Origin of the sequence: Microbulbifer sp. ARAS458-1 (genome assembly GCF_045348205.1) — a bacterium.
Classification (GTDB): domain Bacteria; phylum Pseudomonadota; class Gammaproteobacteria; order Pseudomonadales; family Cellvibrionaceae; genus Microbulbifer.
Window position 1 is genome coordinate 1,210,229 of sequence record NZ_CP155838.1, and the last position, 21,618, is coordinate 1,231,846.

General features: G+C 56.5%; 12 protein-coding genes. 10 read left to right on the forward strand and 2 right to left on the reverse strand.

What is annotated here, in order from left to right:
• Nucleotides 1-62: 62 nt before the first annotated feature.
• From AAFH99_RS04955 to AAFH99_RS04980, 6 genes are all read left to right on the forward strand, one after another.
• Nucleotides 63-794, forward strand: a complete 732-nt coding sequence (locus AAFH99_RS04955; protein WP_043320665.1) for a SapC family protein — start codon at nucleotides 63-65, stop codon at nucleotides 792-794.
• Nucleotides 795-812: 18 nt separating this feature from the next.
• Nucleotides 813-1,853: a cupin-like domain-containing protein gene (locus tag AAFH99_RS04960; RefSeq protein WP_406828827.1), complete on the forward strand. Its 1,041-nt coding sequence runs from the start codon at nucleotides 813-815 to the stop codon at nucleotides 1,851-1,853.
• A 39-nt stretch (nucleotides 1,854-1,892) separates the two neighbouring features.
• A complete protein-coding gene (locus tag AAFH99_RS04965) occupies nucleotides 1,893-3,392 on the forward strand; it encodes a tryptophan halogenase family protein (RefSeq protein WP_043320667.1) in 1,500 nt (499 codons plus the stop codon).
• 168 nt (nucleotides 3,393-3,560) lie between these two features.
• Nucleotides 3,561-6,401: a di-heme oxidoredictase family protein gene (locus AAFH99_RS04970; protein WP_406828828.1), complete on the forward strand. Its 2,841-nt coding sequence runs from the start codon at nucleotides 3,561-3,563 to the stop codon at nucleotides 6,399-6,401.
• Between the two features lie 220 nt (nucleotides 6,402-6,621).
• Entirely contained in the window at nucleotides 6,622-8,163 is a 1,542-nt protein-coding gene (locus tag AAFH99_RS04975; protein WP_406828829.1) for a family 16 glycosylhydrolase, read from the forward strand.
• A gap of 232 nt (nucleotides 8,164-8,395) precedes the next feature.
• The gene (locus AAFH99_RS04980) at nucleotides 8,396-10,945 is read left to right on the forward strand and encodes a glycoside hydrolase family 3 N-terminal domain-containing protein (protein WP_406828830.1); all 2,550 of its coding nucleotides are present in this window, start codon (nucleotides 8,396-8,398) and stop codon (nucleotides 10,943-10,945) included.
• A gap of 265 nt (nucleotides 10,946-11,210) precedes the next feature.
• Here the strand turns inward: AAFH99_RS04980 and AAFH99_RS04985 are convergent, their stop codons facing one another.
• Nucleotides 11,211-12,365 (reverse strand): helix-turn-helix domain-containing protein, encoded by a 1,155-nt coding sequence (locus tag AAFH99_RS04985; protein ID WP_406828831.1) that lies wholly within the window; start codon nucleotides 12,363-12,365, stop codon nucleotides 11,211-11,213.
• Between the two features lie 580 nt (nucleotides 12,366-12,945).
• On the opposite strand from AAFH99_RS04985, the gene glk reads away from it, so the two are divergent.
• From glk to AAFH99_RS05000, 3 genes are all read left to right on the forward strand, one after another.
• Complete coding sequence (gene glk / locus AAFH99_RS04990) at nucleotides 12,946-13,908, forward strand: glucokinase (RefSeq protein ID WP_043320670.1); 963 nt, start codon at nucleotides 12,946-12,948, stop codon at nucleotides 13,906-13,908.
• Nucleotides 13,909-14,134: 226 nt separating this feature from the next.
• Nucleotides 14,135-16,921 (forward strand): TonB-dependent receptor, encoded by a 2,787-nt coding sequence (locus tag AAFH99_RS04995; protein ID WP_043320671.1) that lies wholly within the window; start codon nucleotides 14,135-14,137, stop codon nucleotides 16,919-16,921.
• 107 nt (nucleotides 16,922-17,028) lie between these two features.
• Nucleotides 17,029-18,522 carry a tryptophan halogenase family protein gene (locus AAFH99_RS05000; RefSeq protein ID WP_406828832.1) on the forward strand — a complete coding sequence of 498 codons (1,494 nt, stop codon included), beginning with the start codon at nucleotides 17,029-17,031 and terminating at the stop codon, nucleotides 18,520-18,522.
• Between the two features lie 59 nt (nucleotides 18,523-18,581).
• Here AAFH99_RS05000 and AAFH99_RS05005 read toward each other — a convergent pair whose 3' ends face one another.
• A complete protein-coding gene (locus AAFH99_RS05005; RefSeq protein ID WP_043320673.1) occupies nucleotides 18,582-19,427 on the reverse strand; it encodes a universal stress protein in 846 nt (281 codons plus the stop codon).
• 262 nt (nucleotides 19,428-19,689) lie between these two features.
• On the opposite strand from AAFH99_RS05005, the gene AAFH99_RS05010 reads away from it, so the two are divergent.
• Complete coding sequence (locus AAFH99_RS05010; RefSeq protein WP_406828833.1) at nucleotides 19,690-21,444, forward strand: alpha-amylase family glycosyl hydrolase; 1,755 nt, start codon at nucleotides 19,690-19,692, stop codon at nucleotides 21,442-21,444.
• The last annotated feature ends 174 nt before the right edge of the window (nucleotides 21,445-21,618 follow it).

Sequence of the window (21,618 nt, forward strand, 5' to 3'; positions counted from 1 at the left end):
TTATAGCAGATAACATGCTTGAAATCTGATGGCAGATAATAAAAAAGGAAGAGAATAATAGTATGACGAATGCGGTATTGCTGAATAACGTAGAGCACTGTGATCTTCGGGTGCGAACCGGGCGCTCTGCAGAGCTGGGTGATGACGTCTGGTATGCACTGACATTTCCCCTGGAATTTCGCGCGCTTCAGGGGCAGTACCCCATCTTTTTTCAGCGGGATGCCAGTACCGGCGCATTCTTTCCTCTGGTACTGCTTGGCCTGGAGCCCGGTGAAAATCTCTATCTCAACAATGATCAATGGGCCGCTTCCTATCTTCCTCTGACCGTACGCCGGGAACCATTTTTAATTGGGCGCCAGCATTTTGTCGAAGACGGTGTGCAGAAAACCCGCCGGGTGATTCATATCGACCTCGACAGTCCTCGCGTCAGTCGGGAGCAGGGCGAGCCTCTGTTTCTGGAGTATGGTGGCAGTTCGCCGTTTCTTGACGGCGTGTCGGATATGCTTGAAGCCATTCACCAGGGTATCGAACAGAGTGAGAAATTTATCCGCGCGCTGCAAATTCACGGATTGCTGGAACCATTCACCATGGATGTCACGTTGAACAACGGTACGATCAATCAATTGAAGGGGTTTTATACCATCGATGAGCCACGCCTGCGGGCACTCAATGGTGAAGACCTCAGTGAACTGCACCGGGCCGGTTTTCTGGAAGCAATCTATATGGTGCTGGCGTCCCAGTCTCAGGTCCGGCGTTTGATTGATGAGAAAAATCGTCGCAGTGTACATGATTGATCTGACCGGAGGGCAAGCATGAAATCCGGGCGACCATTTATAGAAACCGCAGGTCTGCCGTATGCGGACGAAACCTGGGATGTTACTCCGGAAAATGTATTGGCTTCAGTGGAAGGCGTTACCCGGCCACTGGTGTTGCGAAACTATTGCGCACATTTCCCCGCGGTAAGTGCCGGTAAGCAGTCTGCACGGAAAATGGCGGAATATCTTCTCGACCATTACAGTGGCCAGCCTGTTAACGGCTGCTATGGCGACCCGGAAACGGAAGGGCGGATCTTTTACAATAAAGATCTTACCGGGTTTAATTTTCAGTCCCGCAGAGTGGCTCTTGGGGAATTGCTGGACGACCTGCTTTCTACCGCCGGGGCGTCGCCCGCGCCCATGCGCTATATGCCTTCCAGTCAGACCTCCTTCTGGTTTCCACCATTCGCCAGCACAAATGATGCGGGACTGTCCGATGTATCGCCCGTGGGTTCCTTGTGGCTCGGTAACCGGGTGCGTGTCGCTGCCCATTACGACTTCCCCAACAATCTGGCCTGTAATATTGCCGGCAGACGGCGCTTTACCCTGTTTCCACCGGAAGAAATCGTCAACCTCTATCCAGGGCCACTGGAATTCGCGCCGGGAGGGCAGGAAATCAGTCTTGTGGATTTCTACAATCCAGACTTCGAGCGCTTCCCCCGTTTTCGCGACGCATTGGCCCGTGCGCAAACGGCCGAGCTGCAGGCGGGTGATGCATTGTATATTCCGGGGATGTGGTGGCATCACGTGGAGAGCCTGGACACGCTGAATGTCCTCTATACCCACTGGTGGCGGGATTCTGCCGCGTATCTGGGGCGCCCCACCAATGCGCTGATGCATGCCATGCTCGGTCTGCGGGATCTGCCAGCACACCAGCGCAACGCGTGGCGCGCACTGTTCGATTATTACGTGTTTGCTGCCGGGGAGAGCGGCGCGGCACATATCGAGCCCGCAGCAAGGGGGATTCTCGAACAGCCTATGTCGCTTGAAACTGCGATGCAGTTGCGGACCAAACTGCAGAATGATCTGAAACGTTAAAAGTCATAAATCCTGAAAATAATAATTGAGAGCGAAAGTGTGAGTACACAGCAAAGAGTTCGTAAGGTGGTCATCGCCGGTGGTGGAACGGCGGGCTGGATGGCCGCGGCCGCGCTGGCAAAGTTGTTGGGAAAAAATCTGGATATCCGCCTGGTTGAATCCGAGGCAATCGGTACCGTGGGCGTGGGCGAGGCAACCATTCCGACCCTGCATCTTTTCCATCAGCTGCTCGGGATTGACGAGCGGGAAATGATGGCGGCGACCAATGCGACCTTCAAACTGGGGATCGCATTCGAAAACTGGAAAGAGAAGGGGCAGGACTACATTCACTCCTTTGGTGCCGCGGGCAAGGATTGCTGGGCGTGTAATTTCAGCCATTTCTGGGTCCGGGGCCGGCAACTGGGTATCGACTATCAGATTGGCGACTACACCAAAGAGCACCTGGGTGCACGGATGGGTCGCTATGCCGTCTCCCCTCGTAGTGAACGTACCCATGCGTATCACTTTGATGCAAGTCTATATGCAACATTTCTACGCCGCCTCGCAGAAAAGCACGGTGCCGTACGAATAGAAGGAAAGATCGAACAGGTTCAGCTAGACCCTCACACCGGCTATATCCAGTCCCTGATGCTGGAAAGTGGTGAGCGGCTGGAAGGCGACCTGTTTATAGACTGCACGGGTTTCCGGGGTTTGTTGATCGACAAGGCATTACACACCGGCTTTGACGATTGGGGGCACTGGTTGCCCTGTGATCGGGCGGTCGCGGTTCAGACTGGTAAAGCGCAAAGCCCTGTGCCCTATACCCGTTCAATTGCGCGGGAATCCGGATGGCAATGGCGTATTCCGCTGCAGTCCCGCACTGGTAATGGACTGGTTTTCTGCAGTCACTACCTGGATGAAGAAAATGCGACAAAAATACTGCTGGAAAATGTGGAAGGTGAGCCGCTGAATGCTCCGAGAGTCATTCCATTTCGTACCGGTACCCGTCGCCAGCACTGGAACAAAAACTGTATCGCTATAGGTCTTTCCAGCGGATTTATCGAGCCCCTGGAATCCACCAGTATCCATCTGATTCAGCGCAGTATTGTGCGCCTGCTCACGCTTTTCCCGTCCCGCGGAGTTGTTCAGGCGGATGTCGATGAATATAACCAGCTGATTCGCGAAGAGACGGAAAATGTGCGCGACTTTGTGGTTCTCCATTACAAGCTCACAGATCGAACGGATTCCGAATTCTGGCGTCACTGTCGTGGAATGGACGTTCCAGAATCACTCGCTCGGCGTATGCAGGTCTTTGAGGAGAGCGGTCGAGTTTATCAGAACGGTACCGAGCTGTTTGGAGAAAGCTCCTGGTTGCAGGTGATGCTTGGTCAGGGGTTGATGCCGCAGACCTACCACCCAATCGTCGACATGATGAGTGAGCGCGAACTTACCAACTTTCTTGACGGTATCCGTCGCCAGGTCCGCGACACCGTGGAAAGCTGGCCCCATCATATGGAATTTATTGAGCACTACTGCAGGTCAAAACAGGGCGCAATGTGATGAGGTAGACGCTTTGCATGACTCGCTTTGCACCATGTTCGGAGATCCCCCAAAGTGGGACGACACTACGCACCCGAGAAACTAGTTTCACTCTCGAGGTGAACCGATACGGGCGTCTCGATGCTCGTGCTCCAAATACTAAAAACTATGCTGAAGCGAGGCTCAACCATGCGTCTATTTTCCAAAAGGCGTGGCACTACTTCTGTGCCCGCCTTTCCCGTAATCACCGGCAGTGCGATTGTTTTTGCACTGACATTCCCGCTCACTGTTTTGGCACAACAGTCCAACTTGGCTACCGGTGCAAGTGTTTCTGCCAGCACCGCCGACCTCCCCGCAAGTAATGCCATTGATGGCGATACAGGCACCCGCTGGGCGTCTGCGGGGCAGACAGATCCTTCCTGGATCGCGCTGGATCTCGGCCAGCCCTATGACCTGGATCAGGTGGAAATATTCTGGGAGGCCGCGAACCCTGAAACCTACGAAATCTGGGGCTCCAACAATGGTGTGGACTGGAACACGCTGAGTGTGCAGACCGGCGGCGAGTTTGGGCACCGCACCGACACCGTCGATGTGAGTGGTATTTATCAGCATGTGAGAATTCAGGGAATCAGCCGCAGTGCTGGGAATTACTGGGGTTACTCTATTTGGGAAATGGGCGTGTTCGGTAGTCCGGCAAATTGCGATTCAGGCTGTGTGGTGGAACTGAATGGCAGCACTTTTCAGGCGCGGGTGACCGGTGGTGATATTGTCGATATTCACTATTCAATCAATGGTGGCGGCCAGATGAATGTGCGCATGGTCGAGACCTCCGGTCTCTGGACATACGATATTCCCGGTTTGACTGCCGGTGACGTGCTCAATGTTTCCTACACGAAAATAACCGGTGGTGTTGGCGAAAATATTCCGGCAAGCCAATATGTGTTTTCCGGTCAGGGCGGCTCTTCGTCGTCCTCCTCGTCATCTTCTTCTTCGTCCTCTTCCGGCGGTAGCTCAGGTGGGTCCGGTGGCAGTAGCTCCGGCAGCTCCAGCAGTTCCAGCAGCTCATCGGGAGGTGCTTCTTCCGGAAGCTCGTCATCTGGCGGCTCGTCATCTGGCGGCTCGTCGTCTGGTGCAGACCTGGGATCGATCGTTCCGCTGTATGACAGCAGCACACAGTTGGAGCCGGCGATCACATTCGAGACACCAACGGCGCTGGTTACCCGTTTTTCAGATCGGGCGCGCGACCGTCATGCCAAAGAGGATATGTTTCAGGCGTATGATCACTACCTGAGTTTTTATTGGGAGGATCGCACCGCTTCTATCGAAATTATTGATGAAGTGGCCAAGGGGGGAGACTCGGTGCGAATGAATGTACGCACCCAGTTCAAGCTGAGTGATACCGAAGCAGAGAATCGCTGGTTTTATCGCGGCGTTGGCACCGTGGCGGAATACTGTGACAACGGAGTGATGGTGGTTGTCGATCAGTACAACTACTACAAGGAGCGCACCTATAACTGCCGGGAAGGCCGCAACATTCAGGTGGGTGACAAGCTGGAGTTTGAAATCAGCCAGTTTCTGGACCCCAGCGTGCCGAACGGTCGTGCAAATTATTACGGAACTACGTTCCTGTATATCGTGGGTGAGGGACTGGTTCCCTGGGATGTTGGCGGCGCGACACCGTTTGGTGGAATAAAAGACTCGGTCAAAATTCCCGAGACGGCATGGCTTGGAGGCGATACCACCATACACGCGCTGACTTCCGGAGAGACAGACAACCACTATATGCAGATGGCCACCAATCTCGGCTATGACAATGCGCAGCCATTTATGCTCGGGCGTCGTGTATTACACAGCTCTGCCATCGATGGAGTGCATGACGAGAATCCCGTGGATAACCCGCCCTTCGCACCAATGATCGGTCTTGCCGGCCCTCACTATATCAACGACAGTTGCGCCAGCTGCCACCAGCGCAATGGACGTGCGGTGCCAGCAGCGGTGGGCGAACCCCTGGATAAGTGGACATTCAAGGTGGCCGCGGCCAATGGTGATCCAGATCCATATCTTGGCTCTGCTCTGCAGCCCAAGGCGCGTAACGGGGCCGTCAGCGAAGGCCAGGTATCGATCGCGAGCTGGACGGAGCAGAATGGACTGCGCTCTCCCAACTATGCCTTTACCGGTGTTGTGCCCGAGCGGTTTTCCGCACGTATCGCCCCGAGTATTGTCGGCATGGGTTTGTTGGAAGCCATCGACGAAAGCTCGGTCATTGCACTGGCGGACCCAGATGACAGCAATGGCGATGGTATTTCCGGTCGAGTGAATCGCGTGATTGACCCTGAAACCGGAGAGACTCGGCTGGGGCGTTTTGGCTGGAAGGCCGGTATGGCCAGTATCCGTCACCAGCTGGCCCGGGCGTTCAATACCGATATGGGGGTCATGACGTCGGTCTTCCCACAACCAGATTGCGGCAGTAGCCAGAGCGATTGCGGTGCGACTGGAGCGGAACTTGCCGATAACCATCTGCAGGATCTGACTAAATATGTGGCGCTGCTCGGCGTGCGCCCGCAGCGGAACTATGATGATCCTGCTGTGGTAAATGGCAAGCAACTGTTCACGGATATTGGCTGTGCCAGTTGCCATACCCCAACCCATCAGACCAGTTCACAGCATCCGTTCGCGGAGCTGCGCAATCAGACCATTCACCCTTACACCGACTTGCTGTTGCACGATATGGGACCGGGGCTTGCGGACAACCTGGGTGAAGCCGAAGCCAGCGGTGCCGAATGGCGTACCCCGGCACTTTGGGGACTGGGGCTTTCCGCTTGTGTTACTGGTGGGGTGATAAACCCTCAGGGTGGTCAAGGCAACGAAATCTGTACACCTCAGCACGGCTATCTCCATGACGGGCGGGCGCGCAGCATTGAAGAGGCTATTCTCTGGCACGGTGGGGAAGGTCAGGCGGCCAACAATGCTTACCAGAGCCTGAGTGGTGCACAACAACAGGATTTGTTGAGCTTCCTGAATTCACTCTGATTTTTCAAACAATAATTGGCAAGGACTGATAGAAAGGCGCGGAAACTTTTCCGCGCCTTTTTTATTGGCGGGGCAGAAAGTCACAGGGCCCAGGTTGTGTACCAACGGAATGTGGGGCGACGGATATTCATTTCCTGCGCTAAAAAGGTGGCGTTCCCTGTGGGGACCTGAGTGAAAAAATAAACAGTGATAAGAATAAACACAGTAAAAGGAGACAGCGATGTCGAGATTCCTGATCCGCAGTACCACACTGGCAGTTGCCGTGGCCGCAGTCGGATGTGGCGGTGGCAGTTCCAATAACGAAGATCCGGGTGAGACTATTGTTGATCCGCCGGTGGTCGATACCCGCCCCGAACAATGCCTGGAGGACCCGGAAAACTCCGGTTACTGTCTGGTGTGGTCCGATGAGTTTTCCGGCAGTGCGATCGATGCTGAAAAATGGGTTCACGAAAAAAATTGCACCGGTGGCGGCAATAACGAAGCCCAGTGTTATACGGATTCCCCGGATAACTCCTGGGTAGCGGACGACATGCTGCATATTCGGGCCATTCGCGAAGATGCCACAGGACCTTCCGTGGTGGACGATGATCCGAACTACGACGCCAACGATACCTCCGGCAGTGGCTCTTTTACCTCCGCCCGGTTGCGCACCAAGAACATGGGCGACTGGAAATACGGTCGTTTTGAAATGCGCGCGAAATTGCCGTTCGGACAGGGGAGCTGGCCCGCGTTCTGGATGCTGCCCACGGACTGGGCCTATGGTGGTTGGCCCCTTTCTGGCGAAATCGACATTCTGGAGGCGGTCAACCTGAAAGTCGGCGGCGAAGATCGGGTGTACGGCACGCTGCACTACGGCGGTACCTGGCCCGGCAACAAACACACCGGTGAGGCCTACCAGATTCCCGGTGACCTCAATCCTGCCGATGGTTTTCACACCTACGCCGTGGAGTGGGAAGAGGGGGAGATACGCTGGTATGTGGACGGGGACCACTATGCGACCCAGACCAGCGACGGCTGGTATACCACCGCGGAACTGGAAAATCCGCTGGCGCCTTTCGACCAGCCCTTTCACCTGATACTGAACCTGGCTGTGGGGGGCGACTGGCCCGCGAACGTGAATGATACCGGTATCGATGAAGAAGCTTTTCCACAGGACTTTGTCATCGACTACGTGCGGGTATATCAGTGCACGGAAAATTTTGATACCGGTAAAGGCTGTGCCAGCAGCGACGGTGATTTTGTCCACAACCCGGGGCTGGAGCCTCCGCAGGCTCCGGACAGTACCGACGGCGAGCTGGTGATTTTTGACGGTGAGGCCAAGGCCCCATACGCCTGGTATACCTGGACCGCCCATGGGGATATTGGCTACACCATCGAGAACATTGGTGGTGAGTATGGCGAGGTGGCGCAGATCACCTACAACACCAATCAGGGGATCGGTTTCTATCAATCCGACAGCGCTTACGACCTGAGCGATTACACCTATGTGGAGTTTGACCTGCGGGTTCTCAACGAGCCGGCGGATGCCGGTGCTGCGGGTTTAACATTCCGCGCGGATTGCGGCCATCCGTGTTCCTCTGGTGATTACCCGCTGGATATGCCCGCGCCGGACCAGTGGACACATTATCAAATTCCGGTGATGGCACTGGTCGAAGGTGGTCTCAACGCCAGTAGCGTCAATACGCCGTTTGTCATATCGCCCACCTGGGATAATCAGATGGGGGCAATATTGCAGATCGATAATATTATCTGGACCCGCTAGCGGTTCATGCCCCCACATACCGTCCCATTTTCCCGAACCGTACAGAGTGGAAAGGTGGTCAGCTCCATTTTGTGATGGTTTGGGGAAGTGGGACGATCCCTTTCCCGGGATTCCGTACAAAGAAGCCTGGAATAACCGGGTGCTCCTGCCTGTAAGTAAGGCTGCCCGGTGCATACGTCAAAGATGGCACAACAAAAACAAGTGGGAACCTGGGAATAGGAGTAGCACGGTGATGAAAAAGCGAATTTTGCTGGGGGTCATCTCCGCACTGGTGGCCGGGGCAGTGCTCTCGGGCTGCGGTGAGCAGAAATTGACCGAGGCAGGGGCGGCAAAAACCGGGGGGAAATATGGGGATGCACAGGCCGCCGTCTGGCCGTCACTCACCTCGGGTATTCCCAAAGACCCGGCTATCGAAGCGAGAATCGACGACCTTCTGAGCCGGATGTCGGTGGAGGAGAAAGTCGGGCAGATGATCCAGGCGGAGATCAAAAATGTAACCCCGGAAGAGGCCCGAGCTTACCACCTGGGCTCTATTCTCAATGGCGGCGGCGCCTTTCCGAATAATGACAAACACGCGAGCGTGGCCGATTGGGTGGCACTGGCGGATGCCTTTTACGCGGCCTCCATGGATACCAGTGACGGCGGTGTCGCCATCCCGATTATCTGGGGCACCGATGCGGTACACGGCCACAACAATGTCATTGGTGCGACGCTGTTTCCTCACAACATCGGTCTGGGCGCCACGCAAAACCCCGAGTTGATGCGCCAGGTTGGAGCGGTTACCGCAGCGGAAGTCTCGGCTACCGGAATAGACTGGGTCTTTGCGCCCACACTGGCGGTCACCCGGGATGACCGCTGGGGGCGTAGCTATGAGTCCTATTCAGAAGACCCGCAGATCGTGCGCAGCTACAGTGGGCGGCTGGTGGAGGGCCTGCAGGGCAGGCCCGGTAGCGATGAGCTGTTTGCGCCCAAGCGGGTAGTGAGTACGGCGAAACACTTTATCGCCGACGGTGGTACGGAAAATGGCATCGACCGTGGTGATGCCATCATGTCCGAAGCGGAGCTTATCGAAATCCACGCCCAGGGCTACTTTTCCGCCATCGAATCCGGTGTGCAGACCGTGATGGCATCCTTCAGCAGCTGGAATGGGGAAAAGCTACACGGCCATAAATACCTGCTCACTGATGTGCTGAAAGAACGCCTGGGTTTCGACGGCTTTGTGGTGGGTGACTGGGCCGGGCACCAGTTTGTAAATGGGTGTTCCAATGTAAGTTGTCCACAGGCGGTGAATGCCGGTCTGGACATGTTTATGGCGCCGGACCCCAGCTGGAAAACGCTGTATGCCAACACCGTGGCACAGGCCAAGAGTGGGGAAATCTCGGCTCAACGCCTGAACGATGCGGTACGGCGGATTTTGCGGGTAAAGCTGCGAGCCGGCCTGTTTGATGCCGGTGCTCCATCCACCCGGGCCTACGCCGCGGATGAATCCCTGATCGGTGCGCCGGCGCACCGGGCCATTGCCCGCCAGACAGTGCGCGAGTCTCTGGTACTGCTGAAGAACAACGACGGGCTGCTGCCCCTGCAGAGAAGCCAGCGGATTCTGGTTGCCGGTGACGGAGCCGATAATATCGGTAAACAGGCTGGTGGCTGGAGTATCACCTGGCAGGGGACCGGCAACGAGAACAGCGATTTTCCCGGCGCTACCTCTATTTTTGGAGGCATTGCCGAGGCGGTAGCGAGTGCCGGTGGTGTCGCGGAGCTCGCCGTCGATGGCCACTATACGGAAAAGCCGGACGTCGCTATCGTGGTCTTCGGTGAAGACCCCTATGCGGAGATGCAGGGCGACGTGTCGAACCTGGATTACCCCGGGGACGCGGATCTGGCGTTGATACAGCGGTTGAAGGCACAGGGTATTCCGGTCGTGTCGCTGTTTATTACCGGTCGTCCACTGTGGGTAAACCCCGAGATCAATGCGTCCGATGCGTTTGTTGTGATCTGGCAGCCGGGCACGGAAGGTGCCGGTGTTGCCGACGTCATTCTTCGGGATGGCAAGGGCGAAGTGAATCACGATTTTAAAGGCCAGCTGACCTTCTCCTGGCCCGACAGTGCGCTGCCTACGGTGCGCAACCGCGGGGAAAACGAAGCACTGGCGCAATTTAAATACGGTTACGGCCTCGACTATGGCCAATCCGTGCAGCTTGCCGCGCTATCGGAGGAGAGCGGACTGGAGCTTTCCCATGGCAATGAGGCTCTGGCGGTATTCAATGGCCGCGCACTGGATCCCTGGAGCCTGCAGGTAACCGATGTCGGAAATAATCAGACGGTGATCGCCAGCAGTGTGTCGAAATTACAGGGAATCAGCGTGCAGTCCGTCGATCGCAACGTGCAGGAAGACAGTCGCCGTCTGCAGTGGACCGGTGAGGGCAATGCGGTAGCCGGGTTCTTTGCTAACAGCCGTACCGATCTCACGGGCTATCTGGAGAATCAGGGCGCGCTGGTGTTTGATGTGAAAGTCGACGGCGCACCCAGCAGTGCGGTCAATCTCGGCGTATTCTGTGGTCAGGACTGCGGCGCGGAACAGTCGATTACGGATGTCCTGAACAGTGCGACACCGGGTGAATGGCGCACCATCAGCGTTGACCTTCAGTGCCTCGCCAACGGTGGTGCGAAAATGGACATGGTGCTTTCGCCATTTTATGTGCGCACTGCAGGCGCGCTGGATATGACCGTGCACAATGTGCGTGTCGCATCCCAGGCCAGTGCGGATATCCACTGCGGGTAATCGCACCCTGCCACTTACCCCGGTCGCCATTTTTCCCATCCTGGCGACCGGATTGGGGCGGTGCGCCCCAACAATCACCGCCCTTTCCTTTACGGTGTTCCTCCCCGAGAACTTCTATCGATCACTCTGCGGATCCCGTCAGCCTTGTGTGGGTATATAGAGGCGGGCCGATCTCAACATCCGCGGGAAACGGCAAAGGCGGCAGGCAGGGATACGGAGATACCGCCCCGAGGGGCGGCACTGCAGGCAGTCAGGTAGCAGACGGTCAGGAAGCGGTGTGGGCGGCAAGCGCCTGCTTTCGGAACTCGGTGGGGGACATGCCCACAAGGCGACTGAAAAAGCGGTGGAAAGCCGACTTGCTGTTAAAGCCAGACTCCAGCAGTACGTCCAGCACCGTCATATCGGCCTTTTCCGGGTTTGCCAGCAGGGCCTTGGCCGCTTCTACCCGGTAGCTGTTTACGAACTCAAAAAAATTGGTTCCAAAATGTTTATTGATCACCGCTGATACATCTTTAGCCGGCAGATCAATACGCTCGGAAAACTGTTCCAGGTTCAGGTTTTTCTTGAGAAATATTTTGTCGATTTCCATCGCGTTGCGGACCTTCTCGATGGCGGGCTCAGAGGGTTCCTCCTCTGCATTTACCTCTGGCGTTTCCTCCTTGGGTTGCGTGACCAGCAGCTGGTGCGCGTAGGTCAGGCTATAGGCGAAAAACGCATTGATCAGGATGAACGACAGATAGTTGTCTGCAATACCCATATAGTCCGCGACAATTTCGCTGGAAAATTTCGCCACCACGTGTACCGCCATGGTCCAGGCCCAGGCGATACACACTCCCCATACCAGTGCGGACAGCCAGTGCAATTCCACTTCGGAAATATGTGAGTACTCGTCTTTCAGTGCGTGGCGGTAGCGGCGCAGTTGCAGCAGCGCCGCTACCGCATAGACGAACGGGATTAGAGATGCCAGATCCCAGATCAGCTCGATAAACGTACCGGGTAGTGCCTGTTCCAGATTGTGCGCATTGCGCAGATCACTGCTGGATATGCCGAACAGCGCGATGCACAGCAGTACCACTACTGTTGGTGCAAGGTGTATCGCCATTTTCGGCGTGAAGCTCAGCTTCTGTCGCGTCAGCGAGCAGACATACAGGTAAATCGCCGGACCTTTCAGCAATAGTGTTGCAAATAACAGGTACGGTAGTGCCGTTTGCTCAAGCCACGGCGTTACGGTGAACTGATCGTTCCACAGCAGCAGGGTGCAGCCGGACGCGATGGCGATGATCAGCAGGAAAGCGGTCAGCAGTCGGCCGTCGTGGCGGGCACGGGTGGGCAGAATAGACTGGAATACCGCAAGAAGCAGGCACTCGGCTGCGGTCATCAACAGGACCACGTCGTGGATATTGAAGATGTATTGTTTCATTGAGTCATCGCCGGAGAGTTCTAGTCGTTGTTGTTATATTTTTATGGGTTTTATCGGGAGCAGTATATGAGAATTCCCCACAGGGGAGGAGCGCAGACCGCGGTGATCACCGGTTGCGACCATCCCGGTTTGCGGTTTTGTGCAAAGTGACACAGTCCAGTTTGCGGATCTGTTCAAAGTGGGGCGACGTGGCGGCGGTGGTTAGAGAGACTGCCGATATCGGGTTCCCGGTGGCGGCCAAAGGCCGGACTGGTGCCCGACTCATCTCTCTTCTCCCCATGAAGGGCAATTCTCGTCGACCTACCGATTTTGGCAGGACCGGCAGGGACACCTGCCGGACTTTTTCCAGCTTTATGGATACCTGTCTCGCGCTGACAGCCGCAATCGGTTGTTGCAGGCGCCTCATCCCCCCATATTTCCCTCTCCCACGCTCGCGAGGGGTGGAGTTTTTGTTGGCAAATCATTACCTTATAGCGCCTTTTTTGCGGCGGTAAGCCCTGTCCAGGGAACCTATCCAGCCTGGGAAACTACTCGGAATCTATTTCGGAACCTATTTTCGGAACCTATTAAGGAAAGCGTCATGACCAGAATCGTTGCGGACATCGGCGGCACCAATGCCCGCTTCGCCATCGCCCATCCCTATCAGGGCGGCTATCGGCTGGAAGCCATTCACGTGGTGAACTGCGCCAAATTTGACGATTTCTACACCGCCATGAACCAGTGGCTCGAAAGCCTGGAGCAGGCGCGGCCCACCGAGGCCTGCGTCGCGGTAGCTGGTCCGGTGGAAAAGACTCCCGAGGGGGGCCGAGTCACCATGACCAACCTGGGCTGGGACATTCGCGCCGAAGAGCTGTGCCGACGCTTCTCCCTCGACCGTGCACTGGTGGTGAACGACTTTGCGGCACTGGCCCTGTCCCTGCCGCGTCTGCAGGAAGAAGACAAATGGGCCCTGCGGGACGTACCGGCGCAAACCGGTGGCCCCATGGTGGTTCTCGGCCCCGGCACCGGTCTCGGTGTGGCCGCGCTGGTCAGTGAAGCGGGCAAGTACCGGGTTGTGCCCGGAGAGGGCGGTCACGCGAACCTGTCGGCGGGTAGTGAGCGCGAACTGGAGCTGCTGCGCATCCTGGCCCGCGAGCAGATGCCTGTGTACAACGAGTATGTGCTCAGCGGTGGCGGCCTGGTGAATCTGTACCGAGCGGTTGCGGCCCTGCACGGCCGCCAGGCTGAAGAGTTGACCCCCCCGGATGTGAGTGGACGCGGCCTGGATGGCTCCGACCCCCTGTGCCGGGAAACCCTGATCGATTTCCTCAATTTCCTTGGCAGTGCCGCAGGAGATGCCGCCCTCTATTATGTGGCTCGTGGGGGAGTGTTCCTCGGCGGCGGCGTGCTGCCGCGGATCGAGTCCCTACTGCCGGAAAGTGAGTTTGAACAGCGCTTCACCACCAAGGGGCGTCTCGGTGACTGGCTGCAGGGGGTGCGGGTTGAGGTTCTCAAGGCCGGCTATCCGGCGCTGGTTGGGGCCGCTGCCTGGCTGGAGCGCTGACCGCCGGGTTCTCCTCCGCTCCCCTATCGATTGCTTCTGAACAAATTTTATTCAGCCTGTATAATCTTGCACCTGATGGTGACCTGGGTCGGCCCTCCCATCCCTCTACTCCTCCGCCGGCCCCAGCTTCTCCCCCCTCCTCCCCCCATGGGGGTGGAGGATAAGGACTTCGGGTAAGCCTAGGATGGCATTACTCACCATAACGATAAGTCCAAGGGAGAAGATGATGAGTCTGACGAACAAACGATTCCGGCCGGCACTGCTGTCTGCAGCCATTGCCGCGTCCGTGACCTCCGTAGGCGTATTCGCCCAGGAAGAAGCCAGCACCAGCCTGGAAGAAATCACCGTTACCGGTTTCCGCAAAAGTCTGCAGGATTCCATCGGCACCAAACGCGATGCCAAGGGCGTAGTCGAGGCAATCTCTGCGGAAGACATCGGCAAACTGCCGGATTCCTCTATTGCCGAATCTCTTTCCCGCCTGCCGGGCCTGGCGGCCCAGCGCCTGGATGGCCGCGCCAGCAAGGTATCCATCCGTGGATTTGGTGAAAACGAAAGCGCGACCACCTTCAATGGCCGCGAGCAGGTATCCATCGGCGACAACCGCGGTGTGGAGTTTGACCTGTATCCCTCTGAAATCATGGCCGGTGTGACCGTCTACAAGACCCCGCAAGCAAGCCTCGAAGCGGAAGGCATTGCCGGTGTCATCGACATGCAGACCGTCAAACCTCTGGAGCGCGGTGAGCGTACCATCCAGTTCAATGCGCAAATGGAGCAGACCAGCTTTGGGAAGCTGAACCCGGACGGTGAAGACCAGGGTCAGCGCGCAACCTTCTCCTATATCGATCAGTTCGCCGATGACACCGTTGGTGTGGCTTTCGCCTATAACACCATGAGCTCTCCCAGTCAGGAAGAGCGCTGGAATTCCTGGGGTTACCCGGAGTTCGAAGTCGATGGTGAGAACTACTCCATCCTCGGCGGAGCCAAGCCTTTTGTGCGCTCCTCGGTTCTCGATCGCGACAGCGCCATGCTGGTTGTTGAGCTGCAGCCGAATGAAAAACTGCACACTACTTTCGACGCACTTTACGTTGACTTCGAAGATGAGCGCATTCTGCGCGGTATTGAAATTCCGTTTGCCTGGGGGCAGGGCAGCCTGTCTGCCGATTTCGCCGATGCGGACCCGGCTTCCGGCTTCCTGACCAGCGCTAATACGGATGGCCAGCGGGTTGTGGTGCGTAACGACCTGGAATCCCGCAAGGCAGAAATGAACTCTTTTGGTGTTAACACCAAGTACGATTTCACCGACACCATCCAGCTTGAATTTGATGCGAGCCACTCCAAGGTTGAACGCGAGATCTGGAGCTTTGAAAGCTATTCCGGTACCGGCCGTGGCGACAGCGAAGGTGTTGCGGATAACCTGGGCTATACCTTCCGCCCCGGTAACACCGGCGCCCAGTTTACCCACGAGCTGGATTACAGCGACTTTAATCTGATTCAGCTCGGTGGTCCGCTGACCTGGGGCTGGAGCGCGGCGCTGAACGACAAGTACAACCTGGCGGGCACTGATTACGAAAACGCTGCTCAGGATGGCTTCCTCAACGCCCCGGAAATCGACGATGAGCTGACTCAGTTGAAACTGGCTGCCACCCAGCTGGTGGAGCTGGGACCGGTCAATGAAATCTCCTACGGTGTATCTTACCGCGACCGTGAGAAGGTGAAGCGCTCCGAGGGTTACTACATGACCCTGGCAAACTTCGATGGCACCACTGAAAACAGTACTCTGATTGTGCCGGAAGAGTATCGTCTGGGCAGCGCTTCCCTCGACTTCATCGGTATGGGTGACATGATTGCCTATGATGCGGCGGCTATGCTGCGTGACGGTTACTACGACCTGACCGACGAATCCCTCACTGGCATTCAGCATCTGACCAAGTCCTACAGTGTTGCCGAAACCGTAACTTCCGCGTTTGCCCAGGCGAACTTTGAAAGCGAAGTGGCTGGCCTCGCGCTGACCGGTAATCTGGGAGCCCGCTACGTTTACACCGAACAGCAGTCCGAAGGATTCGGTGGCCAGGTGATCGACGGCCGGGTTGTTGCAGAAGCCACGGACCTCAGCCACGACTACGGACACTTTCTGCCTAGCCTGAACCTGGCTCTGGAACTGACCGATTCCCAGACTCTGCGCTTCGGTGCAGCGAAAACCATCTCCCGCGCACGCATGGATCAGATGAATGCGTCTGTGGAAGTAAGTTACAACCAGACCCCGGATGCCAATGGCAACAACTGGAGCATCAGTGGTGGTAACCCGCTCCTGGAGCCGAAGGAAGCGGTGGGTGTAGACCTGTCCTACGAAAACTACTTCAGCGAAGAGGGCTACTTCTCTGTTGCGGTGTTCTGGAAAGATCTGAAGCAATGGCACTTCGACGGTAACTACGAAGTCGATTTCTCAGGCGTTGCCGACCCAGCTACCGGCGAGATTCCTGAGAACTCCACCGCGACTGCCTACGGCATGATCAATGGCGGTGGCGGTACTCTGCAGGGCTACGAGCTGGCAGCGACTCTGCCGTTCAATATGTTCCACGAGAGCCTGGACGGTTTTGGTCTGCTGGCGAGCCACACCGGCCTGTCGTCCGATGTGAAAGATCCCAACGGAAACGAATACGAACTGCCCGGCCTGTCTGAAAGTATTCAGACCATGACCGCTTACTACGACAATCGCGGATTGTCTGCGCGTGTCAGCATGCGTAAGCGTGATGACTTTAAAGGCGAAGTTTACGGTGTTGGCTTCGACAGCGTGCAGGTAGATGTGGTGGGCGAAACCATTGTCGACGCACAGATCGGCTATGATTTCTCCGAGTCCAACATCAGCGGCCTCGACGGTCTGTCCGTATTCCTGCAGGGTCAGAACCTGACGGATGAGCCGTTCACCACGCTGAGCGGTGACAACGCCCTCCAGGTACGTGACTACCAGAGCTATGGTAAGACCTATCTGCTGGGCTTCAGCTACGAGCTGTAAGTGTCATTGAGTTGTCTCGAAAGCCCCTGTAATTTTGATTGCAGGGGCTTTTTTATTTGTAGCAGGGAAGGCGGTCATTCAATCAAGCAAAGCTTTCGGAATAAGCCGTGAATCAGAAAATAATAAAAAGACTCGTTATTCTCGGCGGCGGTACCGCCGGTTGGATGACGGCAGCGTTACTGGCGCGCAGCATGCGCAATACGCTGGATATTGTATTGGTGGAGTCGGACCAGATCGGCACAGTTGGGGTTGGAGAAGCGACCATCCCACCTATTCAGAGTTTCAATCGCGCTCTGGGCCTGGACGAGCGGGAGTTTCTTCGGGCAACCAAAGGGACAGTCAAGCTTGGAATTCAGTTCGAAAACTGGTCCCGGCGAGGCGCGAGCTATATGCACGCCTTTGGGAGTATTGGAAAGGATTTTCCTTTTTGCGACTTCTATAATTACTGGCTTCGCGCGCGCTCCCAGGGCGATACCTCTTCTCTGTGGGATTACTCCCTGAACTATCAGGCGGCATTACAGAACCGGTTTGCCCCGCTGGCGAAAATACCTAACACAAACCTTCCAGGGGTTTCCTACGCGTATCACTTCGATGCGGGGCTCTATGCGAAATTCCTGCGTCGGTATTGTGAGACGAATGGGGTAGAGCGCATTGAGGGAAAGGTCAGTGATGTTCTGAGAAATAGTGAAAGCGGCTTTATTGAGGCCTTGCAGCTGGAAAATGGTACTCAGGTTAACGGCGATCTATTTGTTGACTGCTCAGGGTTCGCGGCTCTGCTGATCGAAAAGGTTATGGGGGTCGAGTATGAGCCTTGGAGCAAATGGTTGCCCTGCAACCGCGCCATGGCGGTACCGAGTCAATCGGCGCAACGCATCGTGCCCTACACTCGTTCCATTGCCCATGCCTGCGGCTGGCAGTGGCAGATACCGCTGCAGCACCGTACCGGAAATGGGCTTGTCTTTTCCGGTGATCATTGGAGTGATGAGCAAGCGCGGGAGGTACTGCTGGCAAATTTGCCAGGGGAACCACTGGCGGAGCCGCGGACCATTCCGTTCAAAACCGGGCACCGCCGGGAGCAGTGGTGTAAAAATGTGGTGAGCCTGGGACTCGCAAGCGGTTTTCTCGAGCCACTTGAGAGTACATCAATACACCTGGTGCAGTCGGCGGCGACACGACTGATCAAATGCTTTCCCCATCGCGGTATTCGCGATGAAGAGATCGCCGAGTTCAATCGCCAGTCGCGGGTAGAAATGGAGCGCATCCGCGATTTCATAATTCTGCACTACAAGGCAAATCAGCGTCGTGATAGCGATTTCTGGAAAAGTTGCGAGGAAATGGCCGTTCCGGAGAGCCTGCAGGAAAAAATAGAGCTATTTCGTGCGACCGGTAAGTTGTTTCGCGACTTCGATGACTTGTTTACGGAGGTTGCCTGGCAGCAGGTATTGCTTGGGCAGGAAGTGTGGCCACAGGATTATCACCCCAATGCTGATGGCTTATCGGAAGTACAGCTAGCGGAATTTATGCAGAGCCTCAAGACAATTTTTCAGGGAGCGGTGGGTAATATGCCGGAACATGAACGCTATCTGGCTCAGCAAGCGTAAGCCTGCAAATATAAAAAGATCTGAGGGAAGCCCCGCGAACTCGCGCGGGGCTGGGTATGTCAGTGTGCCGTAGTGGTAAACGCGTTACACACCATCACATCGGTTTCCACCGAGCCGATCACCCGCTCCGCGGTATTGCCGCGCAGCAGTGAGCCGGTTTCGCCGTACTGGTTCAGGGTGCCCATCACCACCACGTCTGCGTCGATCTCCTTGGCGATCTCGGCGACCACTTCGTTGGTGTAGCCCTGTTTTACGTGGATGCGGTCGGTGGGGACGCCGGTTTTCTCTGCCAGCTTGGCCAGCGCGCCGCGATCCGGGTAAAGCATGGAATCCAGGTAGGCATTGACCAGGTGCAGCTCCGCACCGTACACCTCGGCGATATAGTTGGCGCGCTCGGTAATCTGGCGGTTGAGCTGGCGCTGCTGGTTGGTTTGAGCCTGGTAGTTGACCGTGGCCAGTACCACTTTGCGGCGGTCCTTCGCGCCCGGGCGAATCAGTACCACCGGGCACTTGGCGTGCTTGAGCACCTGCCACTTGGATTCGGCGAAGGTAAAGCGCCGGCTGCTGGTGCGGGCGTGCACCGGCAGGTAGATCATTTCCGCGTTATAGCGCTTGGATTCCTGAATGATCGCCCCCTGCCAGTCACTGGACCAGCAGACGTTGATCTCGAACTCCACACCGGCGTCCTCAATGGGCTTGCGGATCTGGTCGCGGAACCAGAATTCGTCGCGGAACAGGTGGTCATTCACTGCACGGGTATCCACCGCTTCGCCGTCCACGGCCACGAACACCGCCAGCTTCGGCTGCGGATTGCGCTCACGGGCGGTGGCTAGGGCTCGCTCCAGGGCGACATGGCGGTCATCGTTGGGGTCCACGACTACGAATACAACAGGTTTTTCCTGCATGATCACTCCTTCAAATTAGAAATCTGTTTCCCTAAGTTCTCTCTCTGCGCAATCTTCTCCGACGCAGACGCTCCGCCCTTTGTTATTGGCGCCCTGACATGGGCTTGTGAGGGCATATGGGCGGCCCCGCGAACGGGTAGTCAAGCCTATCACCGGCCGCTGTTCTTTTCATCTACGCCCCACCCCGGGAGGATGAAACCCGGGGTGAGGCGGGTACATTAGGCTGCAGTGATGACCGTTCGATAACGACGCAGAGAAGATAATGAGAAAAATGAACGCACTGGCCGCGCTGATTTCCACCGCGGCGTTGACCATGAGCGCCTGTTCCGACGAGGGCGCCAGTTCAACCGCGGCAACCGCAGCGGAAGCCGCGGTATCTTCCGCTCCACAGACCGCCCCTGTCTTGACCGAGGTCAAGCAGGGTACCGTGGACCCCTTCTGGAACAACGCCACCATCTACTTCATGCTTCCGGACCGTTTCCACAACGGCAACCCGGACAATGACCTGTCTTACGGTCGCAAAAATGACGCGGCCCATCTGCGCGGTTTCCATGGCGGCGATCTGCGCGGTGTGATCCAGAAACTGGAAGAGGGTTATTTTACCGATCTGGGTGTTGACGCCATCTGGATGTCACCGGTGATCGAAAACGTGCACGGTTACGATGAAGGGGACAAGCGCACCTACGCTTTCCATGGCTACTGGCCCAAAGATTGGACCAACGTGGATGCGAATTTTGGCACCGAGGAAGAGCTGGCGGAACTGATCCGGGTTGCTCGCAGCAAGGGTGTACGCATTCTGCTGGATGTCATCATCAATCACACCGGCCCGGTCACAAGCGTTGACCCCCTGTGGCCGTCGGATTGGGTACGCACCAATCCCCAGTGTGACTGGAGCAGCTTTGCCCAGAACGTACAGTGCGCACTCACTGATAACCTGCCGGATATTCTCACCGAGAGCGAAACTCCGGTAGCACTGCCGCCGCAGCTCACCGAAAAGTGGCAGCGGGAAGGGCGTCTCGAACAGGAAGTGGCCGAGCTGGACGCCTTCTTCGAGCGTACCGGATATCCGCGCGCGCCCAAGTACTACATCGTCAAATGGCTGACCGACTGGGTGCGTGAATATGGGGTGGACGGCTTCCGTGTCGATACCGTAAAACACGTCGAGCCGGAAATCTGGGCGATTCTGAAAAAGGAAGCCAGCCTCGCGCTGGACGAGTGGAAAGCGAACAACCCTGACGAAAAGCTGGATGATCGCGACTTCTTTATGGTGGGTGAGGTGTACCACTACGGCGTGAAGGATTTCGCCAGCAGCGATGGCCGCTTCTATGACTTTGGTGACCGCAAGGTAGATTTTTTCAACTACGGTTTCGATAGCCTGATCAATATGGGCTTTGCTGCGCACGCCGCGCAGGATATGGAAAGTATCTTCAGCGAATACTCCAGTATTCTGCATGGTGGTGAGCTGTCAGGTGTATCGGTATTGAACTATCTCGGTTCTCACGATGACCACCACTCCTTCGACCGCGAGCGCAAACAGGTGAAGAGCGCCGCGCTGAAACTGATGCTTGCGCCTGGCGCTGCACAGATTTACTACGGCGATGAAATTGCCCGCCCGATGATTGATGAACAGGCGTACGGTGATGCTTCCATGCGCGTGCCCATGGACTGGAGCAGTATCCAACAGGCCAAAACCAGCGAAATTCTCCGTCACTGGCAGAAACTCGGCCAGTTCCGCCAGTCCCATCTGGCGGTGGGGGCCGGGGTGCATCAGCAGCTGAGTGAAGCACCCTATATTTTCTCCCGGACCCTGGATGACGACAGTGTCATGGTGGCACTGGAGATGCCGGCCGGTGAAAAAACGGTGGACGCAGGCAAGGTCTTTGCAGAGGGAACCCTGGTAAGAGACTACTATTCCGGTGCCGAGGCTCGTGTGAAAAACGGTATCCTCAGGTTTGAAACCGAGTTCGACACCTTGCTTCTGGGCGCGGCGGAATCTACCGAGATCAGTGCGCGCTAACAGCGCCATACGGTTTCGATTGAATCGGGCACCTTGTCATTCCCGCGTATGCGGGATCCCTTGCGTTTTTGGGGTCAGCTCAGACCCGCAACTTCTCTTTCTCGTCGAAAGGCTTGCCGATATCAGGAATTCTGATATCGGCTTTTTTTTGTCTGTCGGATTTTGAGATCACAG

What these genes read in the sequence shown, in the direction of transcription:
- AAFH99_RS05010 (WP_406828833.1), top strand. Translation starts at nt 19,690, where the DNA reads ATGAGAAAAATGAACGCACTGGCCGCGCTGATTTCCACCGCGGCGTTG.
- AAFH99_RS04970 (WP_406828828.1), top strand. Translation starts at nt 3,561, where the DNA reads ATGCGTCTATTTTCCAAAAGGCGTGGCACTACTTCTGTGCCCGCCTTT.
- AAFH99_RS04955 (WP_043320665.1), top strand. Translation starts at nt 63, where the DNA reads ATGACGAATGCGGTATTGCTGAATAACGTAGAGCACTGTGATCTTCGG.
- AAFH99_RS05005 (WP_043320673.1), bottom strand. Translation starts at nt 19,427, where the DNA reads ATGCAGGAAAAACCTGTTGTATTCGTAGTCGTGGACCCCAACGATGAC.
- AAFH99_RS04985 (WP_406828831.1), bottom strand. Translation starts at nt 12,365, where the DNA reads ATGAAACAATACATCTTCAATATCCACGACGTGGTCCTGTTGATGACC.
- AAFH99_RS04995 (WP_043320671.1), top strand. Translation starts at nt 14,135, where the DNA reads ATGAGTCTGACGAACAAACGATTCCGGCCGGCACTGCTGTCTGCAGCC.
- AAFH99_RS04975 (WP_406828829.1), top strand. Translation starts at nt 6,622, where the DNA reads ATGTCGAGATTCCTGATCCGCAGTACCACACTGGCAGTTGCCGTGGCC.
- AAFH99_RS04960 (WP_406828827.1), top strand. Translation starts at nt 813, where the DNA reads ATGAAATCCGGGCGACCATTTATAGAAACCGCAGGTCTGCCGTATGCG.
- AAFH99_RS04980 (WP_406828830.1), top strand. Translation starts at nt 8,396, where the DNA reads ATGAAAAAGCGAATTTTGCTGGGGGTCATCTCCGCACTGGTGGCCGGG.
- glk (WP_043320670.1), top strand. Translation starts at nt 12,946, where the DNA reads ATGACCAGAATCGTTGCGGACATCGGCGGCACCAATGCCCGCTTCGCC.